11 protein-coding genes are annotated in these 16,700 nt (G+C 45.9%); 3 read left to right on the forward strand and 8 right to left on the reverse strand.

The window, feature by feature from the left end; translation table 11 throughout:
- Nucleotides 1-8 precede the first annotated feature (8 nt).
- Nucleotides 9-260, forward strand: a complete 252-nt coding sequence (locus QUA53_RS08655) for a hypothetical protein (protein ID WP_333096365.1) — start codon at nucleotides 9-11, stop codon at nucleotides 258-260.
- Nucleotides 261-420: 160 nt separating this feature from the next.
- Here QUA53_RS08655 and QUA53_RS08660 read toward each other — a convergent pair whose 3' ends face one another.
- From QUA53_RS08660 to QUA53_RS08690, 7 genes are all read right to left on the reverse strand, one after another.
- Nucleotides 421-945, reverse strand: coding sequence for a pentapeptide repeat-containing protein (locus QUA53_RS08660; protein ID WP_333096363.1), 525 nt, complete (start codon nucleotides 943-945; stop codon nucleotides 421-423).
- A gap of 20 nt (nucleotides 946-965) precedes the next feature.
- The gene (locus QUA53_RS08665; RefSeq protein WP_333096361.1) at nucleotides 966-2,315 is read right to left on the reverse strand and encodes an LCP family protein; all 1,350 of its coding nucleotides are present in this window, start codon (nucleotides 2,313-2,315) and stop codon (nucleotides 966-968) included.
- A 14-nt stretch (nucleotides 2,316-2,329) separates the two neighbouring features.
- The gene (locus QUA53_RS08670) at nucleotides 2,330-2,677 is read right to left on the reverse strand and encodes a DUF6717 family protein (protein ID WP_015175132.1); all 348 of its coding nucleotides are present in this window, start codon (nucleotides 2,675-2,677) and stop codon (nucleotides 2,330-2,332) included.
- A gap of 414 nt (nucleotides 2,678-3,091) precedes the next feature.
- Nucleotides 3,092-4,267 carry an aminotransferase class V-fold PLP-dependent enzyme gene (locus QUA53_RS08675; RefSeq protein ID WP_333096359.1) on the reverse strand — a complete coding sequence of 392 codons (1,176 nt, stop codon included), beginning with the start codon at nucleotides 4,265-4,267 and terminating at the stop codon, nucleotides 3,092-3,094.
- A 49-nt stretch (nucleotides 4,268-4,316) separates the two neighbouring features.
- Nucleotides 4,317-4,922 (reverse strand): molybdenum cofactor guanylyltransferase, encoded by a 606-nt coding sequence (locus QUA53_RS08680; RefSeq protein WP_333096357.1) that lies wholly within the window; start codon nucleotides 4,920-4,922, stop codon nucleotides 4,317-4,319.
- A 130-nt stretch (nucleotides 4,923-5,052) separates the two neighbouring features.
- Nucleotides 5,053-6,117, reverse strand: coding sequence for an anthranilate phosphoribosyltransferase family protein (locus QUA53_RS08685; protein ID WP_333096355.1), 1,065 nt, complete (start codon nucleotides 6,115-6,117; stop codon nucleotides 5,053-5,055).
- Between the two features lie 93 nt (nucleotides 6,118-6,210).
- Complete coding sequence (locus QUA53_RS08690) at nucleotides 6,211-7,185, reverse strand: LysR family transcriptional regulator (protein ID WP_333096354.1); 975 nt, start codon at nucleotides 7,183-7,185, stop codon at nucleotides 6,211-6,213.
- Nucleotides 7,186-7,798: 613 nt separating this feature from the next.
- Between QUA53_RS08690 and QUA53_RS08695 the strand changes: the two genes are divergently transcribed.
- Nucleotides 7,799-11,191: a PAS domain S-box protein gene (locus QUA53_RS08695; RefSeq protein ID WP_333096352.1), complete on the forward strand. Its 3,393-nt coding sequence runs from the start codon at nucleotides 7,799-7,801 to the stop codon at nucleotides 11,189-11,191.
- A gap of 35 nt (nucleotides 11,192-11,226) precedes the next feature.
- Here QUA53_RS08695 and QUA53_RS08700 read toward each other — a convergent pair whose 3' ends face one another.
- Nucleotides 11,227-13,440, reverse strand: a complete 2,214-nt coding sequence (locus tag QUA53_RS08700) for a polysaccharide biosynthesis tyrosine autokinase (RefSeq protein ID WP_333096350.1) — start codon at nucleotides 13,438-13,440, stop codon at nucleotides 11,227-11,229.
- Nucleotides 13,441-13,880: 440 nt separating this feature from the next.
- Here QUA53_RS08700 and QUA53_RS08705 point away from each other — a divergent pair, with 440 nt between their 5' ends.
- Nucleotides 13,881-16,658, forward strand: a complete 2,778-nt coding sequence (locus tag QUA53_RS08705; RefSeq protein WP_333096348.1) for a polysaccharide biosynthesis protein — start codon at nucleotides 13,881-13,883, stop codon at nucleotides 16,656-16,658.
- The last annotated feature ends 42 nt before the right edge of the window (nucleotides 16,659-16,700 follow it).

The raw sequence follows: 16,700 nt of genomic DNA on the forward strand, positions 1-16,700 counted from the left end.
GCATCTCAATGAAAGCACCCAAGGTAGGAATTGAAGGCAGGAGACAGGATCCAGTAGGAAAGGCTCAGAAAGAAGGAGTCAGAACAAGTGTTTTTACAAATATGAGATGCTCCCCCAACGATTATCTGCTGCTAACGCGCACCCGTTGGGGAGTTCAAACTCTGCTGCTGGGCTTGGGGCACCGCGAGACTTTTCGGTACACGATCGCAGGTAATGATGCACTGGTTTTGAGACATCTTAGCAGCAATTATTGCATTTGACCACCCCAGCCGCGCTGACAAATCCATAAAACATCTCTTTTTTCTCTTTATTCAGCAAGCCCTATGTAGGGTGTCCACTGCGCACTTTACCGCGATAAATGTAACCGCTATAAGTAGCCCGTAAAACCCATTTTGGCGTAATTCCTGTAAGTGTAAATATTTAGGGACATCCCAAACTTTCGCGGGTAGGAACTCCCGTCACGGGATTGACACCATCTGCTTTTTCGCACAGGATAGTTACTTGATAAGCGTCGATAATCGCGTCAGTAAAATCTGCGCCAGAAATTGCAGCATCAAAAAACCGAGTTCGAGTCATAATTGCCTCGGAAAAATTAGCATTCGTCAAATTAGCGCCGTCGAATGTAACTCTATCTGCCAAAGCACCGGAGAGGTTCGCACCTGATAAGTTGGCATTTAGTAAAACTCCCTTAGTCAAAATCGCATTAGTTAAATCAGCACCTTGAAAATTTGTTCCCCGCATTTCAGCAGCGACAAATGTTCCCCCCGCTAAATTCGAGTTGGAAAAATCGCGATCGGACAAATTAATATTTGTGTAATTAATATTTGTTTTCGGCAGGGCCAATGCCGGAGTAGCACTCAGCAGCACCCACCCCAAAGCCAACACTAAACTTACAAACAGGCTCAGGAAAATTCTGAAAACACTTTTCACAGATATTGCGCTCATGGTAATTGGCTCATGACTCATCAAAATCGCTTTACCCAATCTTCGCCAACGCGAAGCGTCAAGTCAGAATTGATTTCACCGGTAGAAGATGCTTCAATTTTACCGCCTCCTAATTCTTTTTGCAGTAGATTCGCTGCCTCTAAATCGCCTTGCTGAACAATAATTAGACTTTGACGCTCCTTCTGGGGTGAATCCTGCACTACAGATACATTAAAAAAGCCCTTTTTTGTGAGAAGCTCACCAACGTTTTTTGCCGTTGTCGGTTTGCTAGAAGCGTTTTGGACAGCTATTTTGAGGTTTTTGGGCAAAACGGACTCAGTTGGATTGCGAACTCGTCCTTGTGCAAAATCCGGCACGCTCTGATTGAAATATTGTGTCATAATGCGCTCCAGCCCGATCGCATCTACAATCCAATAACTCCTCAAATCGGCTTGTTCTGAACTAGAACTTCCAGGCAACATTACCATTTTAAAATTCTCTCGATCCAATTGCAAACCAAAATTTGCCAGGGTCAATATTTCCTCATAATTTAGGTTTGTATCCACATATTTTTGCATCAATCGCACAATTTGTGGCAAGCGCACCAATACTGATGGACTTGTGAGGCGGTTCCGAATAGCTTGAATTAAAGATTGCTGTCGCTGAATACGGCCGATATCTCCTAAACCATCGTTGCGAAATCGAGCAAATTGTTCTGCTTGTTCTCCGTTGAGAGTTTGCCATCCCTTGGCTAAGTTTATTTTTAACTTTTGGGCGCTATCTGTATACGACATGGCGCGAGGTACAAATACCTCAATTCCGCCCACTAAATCGACTAATTCCCGAAACGCATTGCTGCTGACTCGCACGTATCGTTCTATTTTCGTATTGTTCAGCATACTGCTAACCAATCGCGTCGCCAAAGCTGCTCCTCCTCTAGCATTGGCTTCGCTAATTTTGCTAAAGCGAATTCCGGGAACTTCGACTTTAGTATCTCGCGGAACAGAAAGCAAACTAATAGATTTATCTCTAGGATCGAGGTGAAATAAGAGTATTGTATCGCTGCGGCCCTCAAAAATCTTAGGGCCATTGGCTGCAGCTTCAGGCACGCCGTCAATTCCCAATATCAAGATATTAACTGACCGCGACAGGCGGTATCCAGAGCGGTTGGAGGATAGATAGTCAAAGCCAGTCGCCTCTAATACTCTATTGATAATTGGGGGTTCCACGGGAGCTAACAGGGCAGTAATTGCCCCCATTGTGGCCGAGATGGCGGCGGTGAAGACTAGGAAAAATAGCCCCACTATATACAGGAAGAATTTAGGCTTTTTTCGAGAGGTTTGATCGACTGGTGTAACAAAGTCTCTTTTAAAAATTGACAAGTTTTTCATTGACTTGCTGTTAATTATTGCAGTTTTTCAGCTTTGCAGTAAAACTTGGGCGGTGCTTCTGGAAAGTATTTGAACATAGCCGGACACAGCCAGCCTTCGAGATTTTTGGATTCCCACCGATACCAGTTACCGCCGTATTCTGCTTTCAACCACAGCATTTCTGCTTGATATCCGGGAAATGGATTGGCTGAAAATAAAAGTCGGAAACCTTGAGCGGCATTGGGAATGTCTGCGACGAGCGCGTTAATCATTTCCGGGACGCCCTGAACAAATGGTTCTCGCACAAGTCCGACTCGCTCGTCGTCAAAAACCCAGGTGTACTGTTCGCGGTAGGGGTAAATTACCATCATGGCATTGGACATGATATTTTCCTCTTTTCCTTTCCTTTGTTTTGTCTGCGAAAATGCAAATGTTGATACATTATATTGTGTTGCGCGGAAGTTGGGCGCTATCCGATTTGAAAACCCTGTTTTAACTTAAAAAATTTCGCGGGCTATTTACAAACTTTATTGGGCTTGGGCAGATTGGAGAAATCTATGGCTATCGGGATTAAGAGCAGTTTTTTATCTGAGGTAAATGGTAACAAATTAAAAAAGTGTTAAAGATTATTATTTGCCGAATTTATACTTCTAATTGTGCCTTGTTTGATAACAATTATTATGTTGGTAGTAAGGACGAATACTCTGTATTCACTAAAACTATGAAAACTTCATCCTAACTAGAAACCTATAACTGTTCGTAGCTGGGTGTTATGTTTATTTTCGGGAAGCTTCAGCTCAAATTTTCGTCAGCTCAACCAGCGCCTTAGCTAAATATTGATACTGTGGCAAAGTATTGTACAACTGAGCCGAAATCCTCACCAACTGCTTGCTAGCATCCGGCCAAGGAATCACCGGAACTTCTATCTTGAAAATCTCCCACAGTGCCTCTTGCAAAGGTGGGATTCCTCCCTTTGCAACCACATCAGACTGAGAGTCTACCAGTTGCACAACCGCCATAGAACCCACCATTTCATCAGGACAAGGCAGTGGCAAATCTAATTTGTCTGCCAATATTTTTCTCCCCGCCAAGGCTAAAGCATGATTTTTTGCCCTCAATTCCGGCCAGCCGCCGCTCAACAAAGAACCCATAAAATCAATAGCTACAGGCACGCACAAATAGGGACTGGGATCGACAGTTCCCATCCAATCAAATTCTAATTGAAAGCGCGATTTATCAGCGCGGGGCGAATTAGCACCGTGACTGATCGTAGTTGGCCGAATGGCATTTTGCTTGTCGCGCCGCACGTATAAAAAGCCCGCACCTTTCGGCGTACACAGCCATTTGTGGCAATTTCCGGTATAGTAAGCCGCGCCAATTTCCTCTAAATTCAAGGCTACCATTCCCGGCGCGTGAGCTCCGTCTACTAATACATCGACGCCACGGTTAGCTAACTCGCCGACTAATTGTTTGATGGGAAATATTAAACCTGTTTGGCTGACAACGTGGTCTAATAAGGCTAACTTTGTTTTCGGTGAAACGCACTTAATTATTGCTTCAATAATTTGGTCGGGTGACTCAATTGGAAAGGGGACTTCTGCTACTATTACTTTAGCGCCTGTACGCTCGGCTACAAAATTAAGTGTGTTGCGACAAGCGTTGTATTCTTGATTTGTAGTTAGCAATTCGTCGCCCGAAGAAAAACAGAGCGATCGCAAAACTGCATTGACTCCCGTCGTCGCATTCGGGACAAACGCCAAGTCATCCTCACTCGCACCAATAAATGCTGCTAACTGATTTCTTGCATTATCCAACAATGGTTCAAATTCCCGCAGTAAAAAGCGCAATGGTTCTCTTTCCAGTTGTTCTCGAAAAATGGTTTGCGCTTCGAGTACGGGAATCGGACAAGCCCCAAAAGAGCCGTGATTGAGGAAGGTTATATTGCGATCGAGCAACCAATATTCGTTAATCATTAGTAATTAATCCTTAGTCAGTAGTCATTAGTCATTAGTCAGTTAACCGTCAACTGTCAACCATTTTACCTTTTAATTGCTCAAACTCTTCTAATGTATTGCAATTGGATAACATTACTGCTTCTCGTTCCCCTACAGGTAGAGGGATGGCGGAGGTTTGATTTAACCACACTTGAAAGGAACGTCCCCCTTTGTCAATAAAACTTTGCAAACTGGGCAGAGATTGTTGGCGGTAGAAGCCACACAAAGGCTCCCAGCGCGAATTGTGATAAGGCACAACTGCTAAAGTTGATGGGGGAAATTCTGTTAACTGACTTGCCCACTTCTGAATAATCTGGGTATCCAACAAAGGCAAATCACAAGCTAACAGTAAAATCCACTCGGCGGCAATTTCTGTCAATCCCTGAGTCAATGCAACCAATGGCCCGGAGCCTGGATTGTACTCTACAAGAAATTGTGATGTTTCGGTTAAGGTCGATCGATAGCGATCGGGCCAAGCAGTCAGAACATAAACTGCTGGCGTTACAACTGCCGCCACTTCCAACGCCCGCTGCAATAGGGATTTGCCCTGAATTTCCAGCAGAGCTTTATCCCTACCCATCCGCGAACTTTGGCCGCCGGCAAGCACAATTACAGCAATTTGATGGTTAGTCATTAGTCAGTAGTCATCGTAAGAATTGCCTGTTTTGAACAGGCAAGATGCCTGTTCAACAATAATTATTGGAGATGTCTAGTAGTCAGCAGTCAGTAGTTAACGGTTAACTGTCAACTTTCAACTGTCATTCTCAACTCAAAACGCTAACGGCTTGGCTAACTTCCTCAAGTTTTTGCACGACTTGACCACTACTCAATAAAGTTTCTGCCTCAATCAAACCCGAGTTCATATCCAAACAAATTCCGCTGAGCCACAGATAAAATCCGCCGTTCCAGATAGCGGACTGCATCAATTCCGAGGGTTTTCCCAGCAACACTTCCTGCATTTGTTTGAATAACTCAGAGGCTGATTCAAAGGCAGGATTTGTGCTGCTAAAACCGTAATCTCCGTGGGCCAAAAGCACTCGCTCGAAGTCAGCGTCCGGCTTAGCAATGCCGATAATCGCAGTACGATCGCGCGGCAAATCGCAGCTTCCCTCCAATCCCTTGACAGTGGTATAATTTTTGATTCCCCGCAACTCAAAGGCTTTTTGAAACATACCTTCTGTGGGCGGGTGGACGTAGCCGGATATGACATTAACGTCGCCGGCACAGGGACACCACATCAACTCCATTGTGGAAAAAGGTGGTCGTTTGCCAATTTCGCGGCGGTAGGGTACTAAAGCTGCTGCTTGAGGAAAATGCTTGGGAAGGTAAACAAAACCTAAACCCGTACTGTCAAAAACTTGCTGGACTTTTTCTAAAGTCAGTTTTCTCCAGTCTACTCCCAAACCGCGCCAAATTTCAATCAGGGGAATGCCTTCCTTGGTTGGCATGGTATCGCCCCCGTGCATGAGGCTTGGGACGCCAGAGGCGGCTAAAATTAGGGCTGTTAAAGGGCTAATTGGAGCCGTTCGCGATCGCCCGTCGTAAGCAACGCCAAATACGGCGACGGTAGAGACGGAAAAACCTTTTTCTCGGTTTGGGGGGGCAAGCATAGGGCCCAATTCTTCATAAGCATCGAGCATTCCGGCTAATTCTTCCCCAGTGGGCCGTTTAATGCGGTGGGCAATCATAAAAGCTCCGATTTGAGCCGGTGTTGCTTCCCCCAGCAGCATCATCCGCGTGGCTGCTGCTGCTTCGGAACGAGTTAAGTTTTCTCCTGTGTGTACTCCGCTGCCAATTTTTCGCAGCAATTCTCTAAATGCGTCACTCATAACTTTTGAAGTTAGTAATTGGTAGTTAGTAATTGGTAATATTTGAATCGTTTTAAATTTAAAATTCCCAAAATTCAATTCAAAATTATCTAATTAACTGCCTGATTTTTCTAGCTTGATTACATCAAGTGGCGGCACAAATTCGCGTACCAGATTCCAAAAATGGGCGATCGGCGGAATTTGCATTCGATCGTGAGTTGTCACTAATACCACTTCGCGAGTCCAAGTGGGATCTGCGGCCAATTGACCGATCGCCGAAACCTTGGAATTTGAGCGCTCTTGGGCGATCGACCGCACTGCTAAAGTGCGATCGCCCTTCGCGTCCACCAAAGCTGAATGCGGCAGCAAAGCAATCAATTCTCCCTGTCGCACCACACCCCGAAAAGCATCAAGAGTGTTGAGTTCCAAAACAGCATGAAGTTTAGCACCTATGCGTCCAAATTGTTCTTGCACCATCCGCTGCATTCCGTACCCGTCCTTAAACACCACTTGCGGGTAACAAATCAATTCCGGCCAAGGTACTCGATCGTACTCGGCCAGGGGATGACTAGCGGCCATCAATACCTCGATCGGCTCATTGTAGAGCACCTCAACCAACATTTCCGGGGCTTGAGTAAAATGGCGGTTGTTCATTACCACCGCGATGTCCACCAAACCGTCTTTGAGGACTTTCAGAGCTCGATCGCTCCCGAGGGAAGTCACCCGCAACTGCACGTCTGGATAGTCGCGGCAAAACTTTTGCAGCACAGGCGGCAAATAAGCAGCGCAAACCGAGTGAATCGCAGCCACGCACAGTTCCGGCTGCTTTCCCGCCCGTAAGTCTCCCAATTCTTCAGCAGCATTTTGCCAAGTCTGACATATTTTGCGAGCGTGAGGTAACAGGCATTCCCCTCCCACAGTCAGTTTCGCGTGGGCTGTGCGGTGAAACAGCGACAAACCCACTTCCGCTTCTAATCCCTGCACTTGGCGGCTAATAGTCGATTGGGTAACGCCGCACTTCCGGGCCGCTTGCTGAAAGCTACCAGTTTCAGCAACTGAAAGAAATGCTTGAAGCTGCTCTAAGCGCATGGAGGTTTAATTCGAGATGGTTTCAGAAATTTTACTGGAAGATAATCTGTGACATTAACCGATTTAGTAGCAGAATTTAGTAGACTTTGATACAGGTACAGATTAGTTTTGATTCCGGGGCGAGAGGCGGGGATGCTAAGCTCCAAGCATCAATCTGCTCCGGCAGGATTTCTAAGCCTCCAAGTAGAAGTCGGTTCTCTTATGTTGAAAGGATTTCTGAATCGGCAAACTTATCAAAAAATAGATTCAATAAAGATGAGTTTATCGAATATTGCCAGCTTCTAGCTAAACCGTTTCAATGAACGGCACTCTAGTAATCCCTTTATCAAGTGAGTTCAATCGATCTGTTTTTACGTCAGTTGTGAATTCAAAAGATAGCATTGAATTTCGTACATCCTGGGGAATTATAGTACCTCACTCTCCCTAAACCTCTCAATAAATGTACGAATATTGCAGGCCGGTTAAATCCTGCTATGAACTTTCCTCCCCGAACTAAAGTCACTCTTGTTTTATGTTTTTTTGTGTATAAACTAGAAATTAGCGGGTCAGCAACACAAGTGCAACTAGGATCGATCGCACAGGAAAGCCGAAATGCTGCCATTTTATTAAGATTATGTCATTTAACCACAATTTTATTCTGCAAGGCGGATGTTGCCAGTGGCAAGCCCAGTTGATGGGACTGCACGCGGTCAGCGATGTGTTAATTGCCTTGGCTTATTATTCAATTCCAGCAATTCTGACATACTATGCCCGGAAGCAGCCGGACGTGCCTTTGAGTAAGGGATTTCTCCTATTGGGAGCCTGGTTTTTCTGGGGCGGGACAACTCACTTGATGCAAGTTTGGATGCTGGTGCATCCCAGCGAATGGCTGTCAAGTTCGATCGCCGGCTTAACCGCTATCATCTCTTTGTGGGCTTTAGCGTCCCTGATACCCTGGATTTCTCAATTCTTGGCTATGGCTGGAGCTGCCTCTTTTGCAGGAAATACCGCGCTGCGAACCCAAAAGGTCGATCGACCGCAAGCCGACTCTGCTATTAAAAATTCCTTCCCATCCCCCACAAGCGAACTCCAGCAAATTAACCAGCAATTGCTTGCAGAAATAACACAGCGGGAGCGAGTCGAGGAACTCCTGCTTGACGCTGTAGACAAGTTGCAAGAAAGCGAAGAACGCTTCCGCGTTTTTCAGGAATTATCTCTAGACGGATTTAACGTGTTCCGCAGCATTCGCGACGAATCCACAATTGTGGATTTTGAATGGGAATACGTCAATCCCGCAGCGGCAAAAATTCAGCAGAGTACCCCTGAAGAATTAATCGGCAAGCGATTGCTGCAAGTGCTGCCCGGTCATAAAGATAATAATTTGTTCGACCGTTACGTCGAAGTTATAGAAACAGGAATTCCCCTCGACACCGAGATTTATTACAACAGCGAAGGCATTGTCGGCTGGTTTCGGATTATGACCGTTAAATTGGGCGATGGCATTGCTATTTCTTTTGGGGATATTACTAAGCGCAAGCAAGTAGAAGCATCCCTGCGCGAGGCGCTGCAAAAACTAACTTCTCATTTTGAAAATACCCCCCTAGCGGTGATTGAGTGGGATGAAAACTTTCGGATCAGTGGGTGGTCGCCTGCGGCAAAAAAGATTTTTGGTTGGGACAAAATAGAAGTTTTAGGCAAGCATTTTAGCGAATGGAAATTTATCGGTCGGGGGGATTTTGAAGAGGTAGAATCGGCAATTTATAGTTTAAAAAAACCAGAAAATCGCTGCAATGTAGTTCGCAACACGAATTATAATAAGTGGGGTTCGTTGGTACACTGCGAGTGGTACAATTCGGCTTTTTACAGCGATTCTGGACAGTTGATATCGGTGCTGTCTCTGGTTTTGGACGTGACGGAACGCTTTAAATTTCTAGAAGTGCTGCGACAGTCTGAAGAGCGGTTTCGGATTGCGGCAGAAAGTGCCAGTGATTTAATTTATGAATGGGATATCGAAACCGGGATCGTGCTGTGGTTCGGTCACGTAGACGAACATTTGGAGTACGCAAAAGGCGGATTTCCGAGGACAAGAGCAGCTTGGAACAGTATTGTTCACCCGATCGACCGCGATCGAGTTTTGGCAGCGGTCGATCGGTATTTGAGTGCGCCAGACAGTTCTGCCGCCCCATTTTTTCAGGAATACCGCGTTCAGTGCCAGCGGGGCCGCTTGCTCCACTGGATCGATCGGGGCAAAGCAGTGCTTGACAAACAAGGCAATCCCTGCAGGTGGATCGGCGTGATTAGCGACATCACCGCTCGCAAAGAGGCCGAAGAACAGAGGAATTGGGCATTGGCCCGGGAACAGGCCGCCCGTCGCCAAGCCGAAGCCAGCGAACAGTTGTACCGCGTCCTCGCTGAAGCTATCCCGCAAATAGTTTGGACTGCCAGACCCGACGGCTGGCTCGACTACTACAACCAGCGCTGGTTTGAATATACTGGCTTGACGCTGGAGGAAACTCAAGGCTGGGGGTGGCAGCTAGCCCTGCATCCAGATGACGTGGAAAATTCCGTAGAAAGCTGGAAGATCTCGGTGGAGACAGGGAAGACTTACGAGGTGGAATACCGCTTTAAACGGGCATCTGACGGAGCTTACCGCTGGCATCTGGGCAGGGCATTACCCGTGCGGGACGCTGACGGGAAAATTCTCAAATGGTTCGGGACTTGTACCGATATTGACGATCGCCAGCGATCGGCCCAAACAGCCTATTTTAGCGCTCAAGCCTTGGCTTTGCTGTCGTCGGCTTCCCTAGATTACGAGAAGGCGCTGCAAGGTTTGGCAGATTTAACAGTACCGGCGCTGGGGGATTGGTGCTGTGTGCATTTGCTCGATACCGACGGCTCGATCCGCTTGCAAGCAGTTGCTCACTCTGATCCCAGCAAAGTCGCTCTGCTGTGGCAAATCGATCGGCGTATGCCGCTAGACCCCCATGGACGGCACGGAGTAGCAAAGGTGCTACGGACTGGTGAGTCGAAGCTCTACCCAGAAATACCGGAATGGGTGATCGAGGCGGTTGTGCCAGACAGGGAACTGCAGTTGGTGCTGCGATCGCAATCCCAGGTTCTGTCGGCAATCTGCGTGCCGCTGATCGCTCGTGGGCGGACGCTGGGAGCGATTTCGCTGCTGTGCGGGGAGTCGGGCCGCCGCTGCGGGCAGGACGACTTGGCTTTACTTGAGGATTTGGCGCGGGATGCGGCGGTGGCTATCGACAATGCGCGGCTTTACCGGGAAGCAGACGAGGCCAACCGGATTAAAGACCAGTTTTTGGGAACGCTTTCTCACGAGTTGCGGACGCCTCTGAACGCGATTTTGGGCTGGGCCCAGATGCTGCGGCAGCGCAAATTGAGTCCGGAAAAAACGGCTGTGGGTTTGGAGACTATTGAGCGAAACGCGCGGTTGCAGACTCAGATGATTGAGGATTTGCTGGACGTTTCCCGGATTGTGAGTGGCAAAGTCTGTTTGAAGCTGTGCCCGGTGGATTTGGCACGGATTGTAGAAACGGCCGTGAAGGCGCTCAGCCCTGATGCTGAAGCTAGGGGAATTGAAGTGGTGAGTTTTTGTGATGAAGGGGTGAGCTTGGTGAGGGGGGATGCTACTCGTTTGCAGCAGGTGGTGTGGAATTTGCTCTCGAATGCTATTAAGTTTACGCCGCCGTCGGGTCGCGTGGAAATCACCCTATCGGAGGATGGGGAACCGGGAGCAGCGGGTGGCGCCATGTTATCTGGGCCGTCTCCGATTCACTCTGTTTCGATCATTGTCAGAGATACCGGAATTGGCATCAGCAAGGAGTTTTTGCCCTTTGTGTTCGATCGCTTCCGCCAAGCTGACAGCACTTCTACGCGCAATTACGGCGGTTTGGGACTGGGATTGGCGATCGTCCGCCATCTCGTGGAACTCCACGGCGGCAGTGTCTGGGCCGAAAGTCCTGGGGAAGGACTCGGCTCGACTTTCGGAGTGCGGCTGCCAATTTAGTCAATTCTCAGTTAACAGTTAACTGTTGTTATTGGTTACTGGTTATTCGTTTTTTTAATACCAGGACTCTGCTCTTGAGTGTAAGATTCGTTGGTAAAATAGTAATGACTGTGCGGTTCGTTTTTAGGACTTACTCCATTCACCACTAAGCCCAGAACGTGCTGATTTGATTTCTTCAATAGCTCCTTCGCAAAAGCCACAGTACCAGAGTGAAGAACTCCAGGTCGCACTACTAATAAAATCCCATCGGCTTTATTCCCGATAATCAGAGCATCAGCAGCAACATTCAAAGCAGGAGTATCAACGATCACGGCATCATAACTAGCCGAAAATTGCTTAATTAATAAAGTGAGCCGCTGCGAGTCCAACAGAGCCATTGGATTAGGCGGAATCACACCGCAACTCAGTACATCTAAATTATCCATAACTTGTGCGATCGCATCCCCAAATCCAGCTTGTCCGACTATCACGTTGCTCAAACCTACTTGATTGGGAAGTTCCCAAATCCGATGTTGAACAGGACAGTGCATATCCGCATCTACCAACAAAACCTTCCTTCCTAATTGAGCTATAGCTACAGCCAAATTAGCAGATACCGTAGACTTGCCTTCTTGCGGTAGCGAACTACTGACAACAATAACTTTCAGCTCTTTATCAGAACTCAGGAATCTCAGATTTGCCTGAAGCATTCGATAAGCAGCACTGCTCGAAGTATGAGGAGTATCTCTAACCACAATCTGTCCGGGAGATAGCTCTAAATCCTGCGTAGCAGACTTAATCTGCCGGGAATTGCGCCGAGGATTTTTGTCCGGCTTTCTATGCAAAGGAATTACCCCCAACAAAGTAAACCCAAACAATTCCCTCGCCTCTTCAATAGTTTTCACAGACTTATCTTGAGATTCTAAAAGTATCGCCGCAGCTATAGCTAGCAGAGTTCCCAACAAACCGCCAGATACCAGCAATAAAAGCTTGCGAGAACCTACTGGTTCTTCAGGAACACTCGCCTTTTGGATAATCCTAGCATTCCCCACTTGCTGATTTTCAGTAATCCGAATTTGCTGAAGTTTTTTCTGCAATTCTTCATAATCAGCTTCGGCTTCTTGAAGTTTCCTTTCAAGTTCGCGCTTTTCTTTCTCTAGCTTCGGCAAAACTTTAACTCGCTGCCTGTAGCCAGCTAGAGCATTTGATAAAATAGTAACTCGCTCAGCCAAACCCTGGCGTTCTACATCTACCTTAACAAATTCTTCGATCAGTTTTGGTTTCACCTCTCCTATCTGTAAAGTTTGAGTTGGCAACAGCTTTTTTTCGCCTAAAACTTGTTGTATTTGTTGGTCTAGTAAAGCTTTTATAGTAGCTTTCTTAGTTTCTAACCTAGTTATTACAGGCGAAGTTTCCAGGTAGCGGTTTTGCTCAATTGCTAACTGCCGCTCGATCTGTTTGTACTCTTTGAGAGCTTCCTGCACCGTGCTAGATTGGCTGAGAGTGCTGGCGGTCAATGCTTGCTGGGGATTCATTTGTAATTCGTCTTCAAATGCTTTGGACTTAGCAATTGCCTTGAGCAAATCAGACTTAGCTTGGTCGATTTGACTTTCTAGTTCCGCCATAACTGCCACTGCTGATTTAGCTTCTTCTTCAAGATTTACAACTTTATTATTTTCTTTAAATTTGCTCAATTCTCCCGCGGCTTTTCGCATAACTTTCTCTGAATTAGGCAGTTTTTTTTCAATAAACTGTCGAACAGACACAGCTTCTAAGCGATTGACTTTTTGATTGTTATCTATATAATAGTTCATTAGAGTTTTTACGACATCTGCTGCTATTTGCGGATTTTTGTGTTTGTATGAAATCCTGAGAATATCAGCTCCCCGAATAGTAGCTACAGTCAGATTTTTCAAAAAATCTTTAGTTTTGAGATGATTATTTTCTTCGTCTTTTAACTGAAGTATATTGATAGTTTTTTCAATAATTTCTAGAGAACGAACGAGTTCGATCTCAGTAGTCAGAGGGTTACTTTGCTCTGCGGCAGGAGTCAACTGTCCGATTTCTTTTCCCAATTCTGTTAAAGCAGAACCAGGAGTTGTTTTCTTAAATAACAGCTTTCCTTCTGCTTCATAAATGGGCTTTTCCTCGATCGCACTGTAGCTGACGAGTGCAATAACGGAGGCAAATACAACTAAAGCTGGCAGCCACCTGCGCTTAAGAATCTGCCAGTATTGCTGAAATCCGATACCACTTTCAGTTGATTCCATCAGTTACTCCCGAAAAATGATTTTTGGTAAACAGTAACACCCTAGGCTTTTCAACTCATTATTGAGGATATCTATTGTATCACTTAAGTCAAGCACTGTCATGGTTTAAACAAATATATGTGTGTTCCCCATAACAAATAAGTTATATATTTTTGTTAAAAAAAAGTAAAGAATTATAAATTTACGAGCAAGGGAACCAGTATTAGGAGAAGATTGACTCAGCATTAAAATCTCAGAATTCAATCTAAAAAAAGAATAAAAACCACAATTAGGAGAGGCGAAGTATTCTTGGTAATCGCCTTAATGATATCACTTGAGTGATGCCGGATTAAAAGAAAGACGGATTAATTTCAGCGGGCTGGGCGGTATAAAAAAATACCTCAGCATTAGGTACTAGATATAGGTTTAGTAAAGTTTTTGTGTAATAGGGTAGGATGAATATGAGTGTCAAAAGAATCAGCAAAGTGTTGGTGGGATTAAGAACCCGTCATTTTTTAATAATCGATGCAATTTGTTTAGCAATTGCACCGTTATTTGCCCTGGCAATTCGTTTAGATGATACATTAACTCTGGCTCCCTACCTAAACAGTCTAGCGTTAGTGACAGTATTATTTGTAGCAGTCAAACTAGCAGTCTTTTATGCGGGGGGCTTCTACAAGCGTTACTGGCAGTATGCGGGTCTGGAAGAAATGGCACAAATAACGATGCTGATAGGTATATCCCTAGCAGGAGAAATTATATTGTTCCAAGAACTCTACCAGCTAAATAATTCGCCGATCGCAAATCTGCCACGATCGCTGCCGCTACTAGACGCTATCATTAGCTTTTTGTTAGTTGCGGCCATTCGTTTCAGTATTCCAGCCCTCGAAAGATGGAACCAAAAACCGTGGAAAGTTCAGCAACGCGATCGCGTCCTGATAGTCGGTGCGGGCAGTGCAGGCACATCTCTGATGCAAACGATGCAGAGGAGCCCGGAGGTAGGACTCGATCCAATCGCTTTCATTGACGACGACCCCAAAAAAATCTCCAAGCAGATTGGCAGACTGACTGTAGTCGGGAATCGCTGCAACATTCCGGAAGTAGTTCGATCGCTAAATATCGGCAAAGTTATGATTGCCATCCCCTCAGCTCCGGGAAAAGAGATTAGGGAAATCGTAGAAATTTGCCAGTCAATTGGAATTCCAACCAGCACTCTCCCCGGCCTCAATGAAATCATCAAAGGTCGCGTCAGTTTAGGTAGCCTCAGAGAAGTACAGATTGAGGACTTGCTCCGCCGCGCCCCCATTCAAACCGATACCCAGAAAGTCTTGGGATTGATTGGAGGCAAGAAAGTTCTAATTACTGGTGCCGGGGGCTCCATCGGCAGCGAACTTTGTCGGCAAATATTAAAGTGCGCTCCTGCGGCAATCATCATCGTCGGACATGGAGAAAATTCTGTATTCAACATTCAACAAGAGCTCACAAAAGTCCTGTCAGAACTCAAAAAGACCAGCCAAACCAAAACAGCTCTTACTCGCCTGACAGCTTTTATCGCCGACATTCGTTTGATCGATCGCTTAGAGTACGTTTTTGAAAAAAATAGGCCAGACATCATTTTTCATGCAGCGGCTCACAAACACGTACCCATGATGGAATTAAACTCGCCGGAAGCGATTACTAACAATGTGCGGGGGACGAAAAATCTGCTGGATCTGGCCTTGAAATACAATGTAGAACACTTTGTAATGATTTCCACTGACAAAGCGGTGAATCCAACTAGCATTATGGGAGCTAGCAAAAGAGTTGCCGAAATGCTGGTGCTGCAAGCAGCAAAAAAAAGCAAAAACCCCTTTGTAGTGGTTCGTTTCGGTAATGTTCTTGGCAGTCGCGGTAGCGTCGTACCCACTTTCAAGCGACAAATTGCTGAGGGCGGGCCGATCACAATTACCCATCCAGATATCTGTCGCTATTTCATGACAATTCCCGAAGCAGTTCAACTCGTTTTGCAGGCAGCAGTCCTCGGCGGCGGGGGGGAAGTATTCATGCTAGAGATGGGGGAACCGATCAGAATTTTCGATTTAGCCAAGGACTTGATCCGACTCTCAGGATATGAAGTGGGTCAAGACATAGAAATCGCGTTTACAGGGCTGCGACCTGGAGAAAAATTGTTTGAAGAACTGTTTATTCCGGGCGAGCAATACAACCGCACTAAACACGAAAAAATTCTTAGCTTGGGCAATGCCAGCCGCATAGTGAAAGAAAATATCGATCTGGAAGTAGAAGCTCTTTGTCAAGCAGGCGATCGCAATGATACCAATTTAATAGTTTCAATGTTACAGCAGTTAGTGCCTGAGTACGTACCAGGATATTCAACAGCGAATTTGCACGCAAATACAGCAACAGAAACAACCGCTCCGGCAAAGATTAGCAGTGCAGCATCAGTTCAGTTGGAGAATGATTTGCTGGTGGCTCTTGCCAATGAGGAGTTTCGGATTCACTATCAGCCGATCGTCTGCCTGGAAACCAACCAAATTAGTAGTTTTGAAGCACTGTTGCGCTGGCAGCACCCCTATCGAGGCTTGCTTTGGCCAGACGAATTCCTAACACTGTCAGAAGAAACGGGCTTGATTATTCCTATTGGCGAGTGGGTACTGCGGCAAGCTTGCAGCCAGATGCGAATTTGGCAGTCGCAATTTTGTCTTCAGTCTCCTTTAACAGTCAGCGTGAATCTAACTAGCAAACAGTTTTTCCAAGCCGACTTAATCCAGACAATATGCCAAATATTGAAGGAGACAAATCTTGATCCTTCTAGTTTGAGGTTAGAAATTCCTGAATATGTTGTGACGGAAAATCCAGATTTGGCTGGGTCTGTTTTTGTCCAACTTAAAAGTTTAGGGTTGCAAGTACAAATAGACCACTGCGGTCTCAGTGATTTATCATTAACTCACCTCTACCAATTGACGCGGCTGAAGTATGGGAAATTCGACAGTTTGAAGCTGGATTGCTCTTTAGTCAGCGGGCTTGATGCTAGCAACCCGAACTTAGAAATTCTTCACAAAATTATTGCCATAACTCAGGAGTTAGGCATGGGCATGATTGCCACAGGAGTTGAAACGAGATGGCAAATAGCTGAACTCAAAGCTCTGAAATGCCTCTACGGACAGGGATACTTTTTCTCGAAGCCTGTAGAATGCGCGGCGGTAGGGAACTTGATAGGGGGTATGGCTGCTAAAAGTTAATGGGGTATTTGTGACTAACTTGGAAATGGAAAAATATACGAT

Origin of the sequence: Microcoleus sp. Pol12B3 (assembly GCF_036701355.1) — a bacterium.
GTDB lineage: Bacteria > Cyanobacteriota > Cyanobacteriia > Cyanobacteriales > Microcoleaceae > Microcoleus.

Coding starts and splice junctions, on each gene's coding strand:
- QUA53_RS08655 (WP_333096365.1), top strand. CDS start 9: ATGAAAGCACCCAAGGTAGGAATTGAAGGCAGGAGACAGGATCCAGTA.
- QUA53_RS08660 (WP_333096363.1), bottom strand. CDS start 945: ATGAGCGCAATATCTGTGAAAAGTGTTTTCAGAATTTTCCTGAGCCTG.
- QUA53_RS08665 (WP_333096361.1), bottom strand. CDS start 2,315: ATGAAAAACTTGTCAATTTTTAAAAGAGACTTTGTTACACCAGTCGAT.
- QUA53_RS08670 (WP_015175132.1), bottom strand. CDS start 2,677: ATGTCCAATGCCATGATGGTAATTTACCCCTACCGCGAACAGTACACC.
- QUA53_RS08675 (WP_333096359.1), bottom strand. CDS start 4,267: ATGATTAACGAATATTGGTTGCTCGATCGCAATATAACCTTCCTCAAT.
- QUA53_RS08680 (WP_333096357.1), bottom strand. CDS start 4,922: ATGACTAACCATCAAATTGCTGTAATTGTGCTTGCCGGCGGCCAAAGT.
- QUA53_RS08685 (WP_333096355.1), bottom strand. CDS start 6,117: ATGAGTGACGCATTTAGAGAATTGCTGCGAAAAATTGGCAGCGGAGTA.
- QUA53_RS08690 (WP_333096354.1), bottom strand. CDS start 7,185: ATGCGCTTAGAGCAGCTTCAAGCATTTCTTTCAGTTGCTGAAACTGGT.
- QUA53_RS08695 (WP_333096352.1), top strand. CDS start 7,799: ATGTCATTTAACCACAATTTTATTCTGCAAGGCGGATGTTGCCAGTGG.
- QUA53_RS08700 (WP_333096350.1), bottom strand. CDS start 13,440: ATGGAATCAACTGAAAGTGGTATCGGATTTCAGCAATACTGGCAGATT.
- QUA53_RS08705 (WP_333096348.1), top strand. CDS start 13,881: ATGAGTGTCAAAAGAATCAGCAAAGTGTTGGTGGGATTAAGAACCCGT.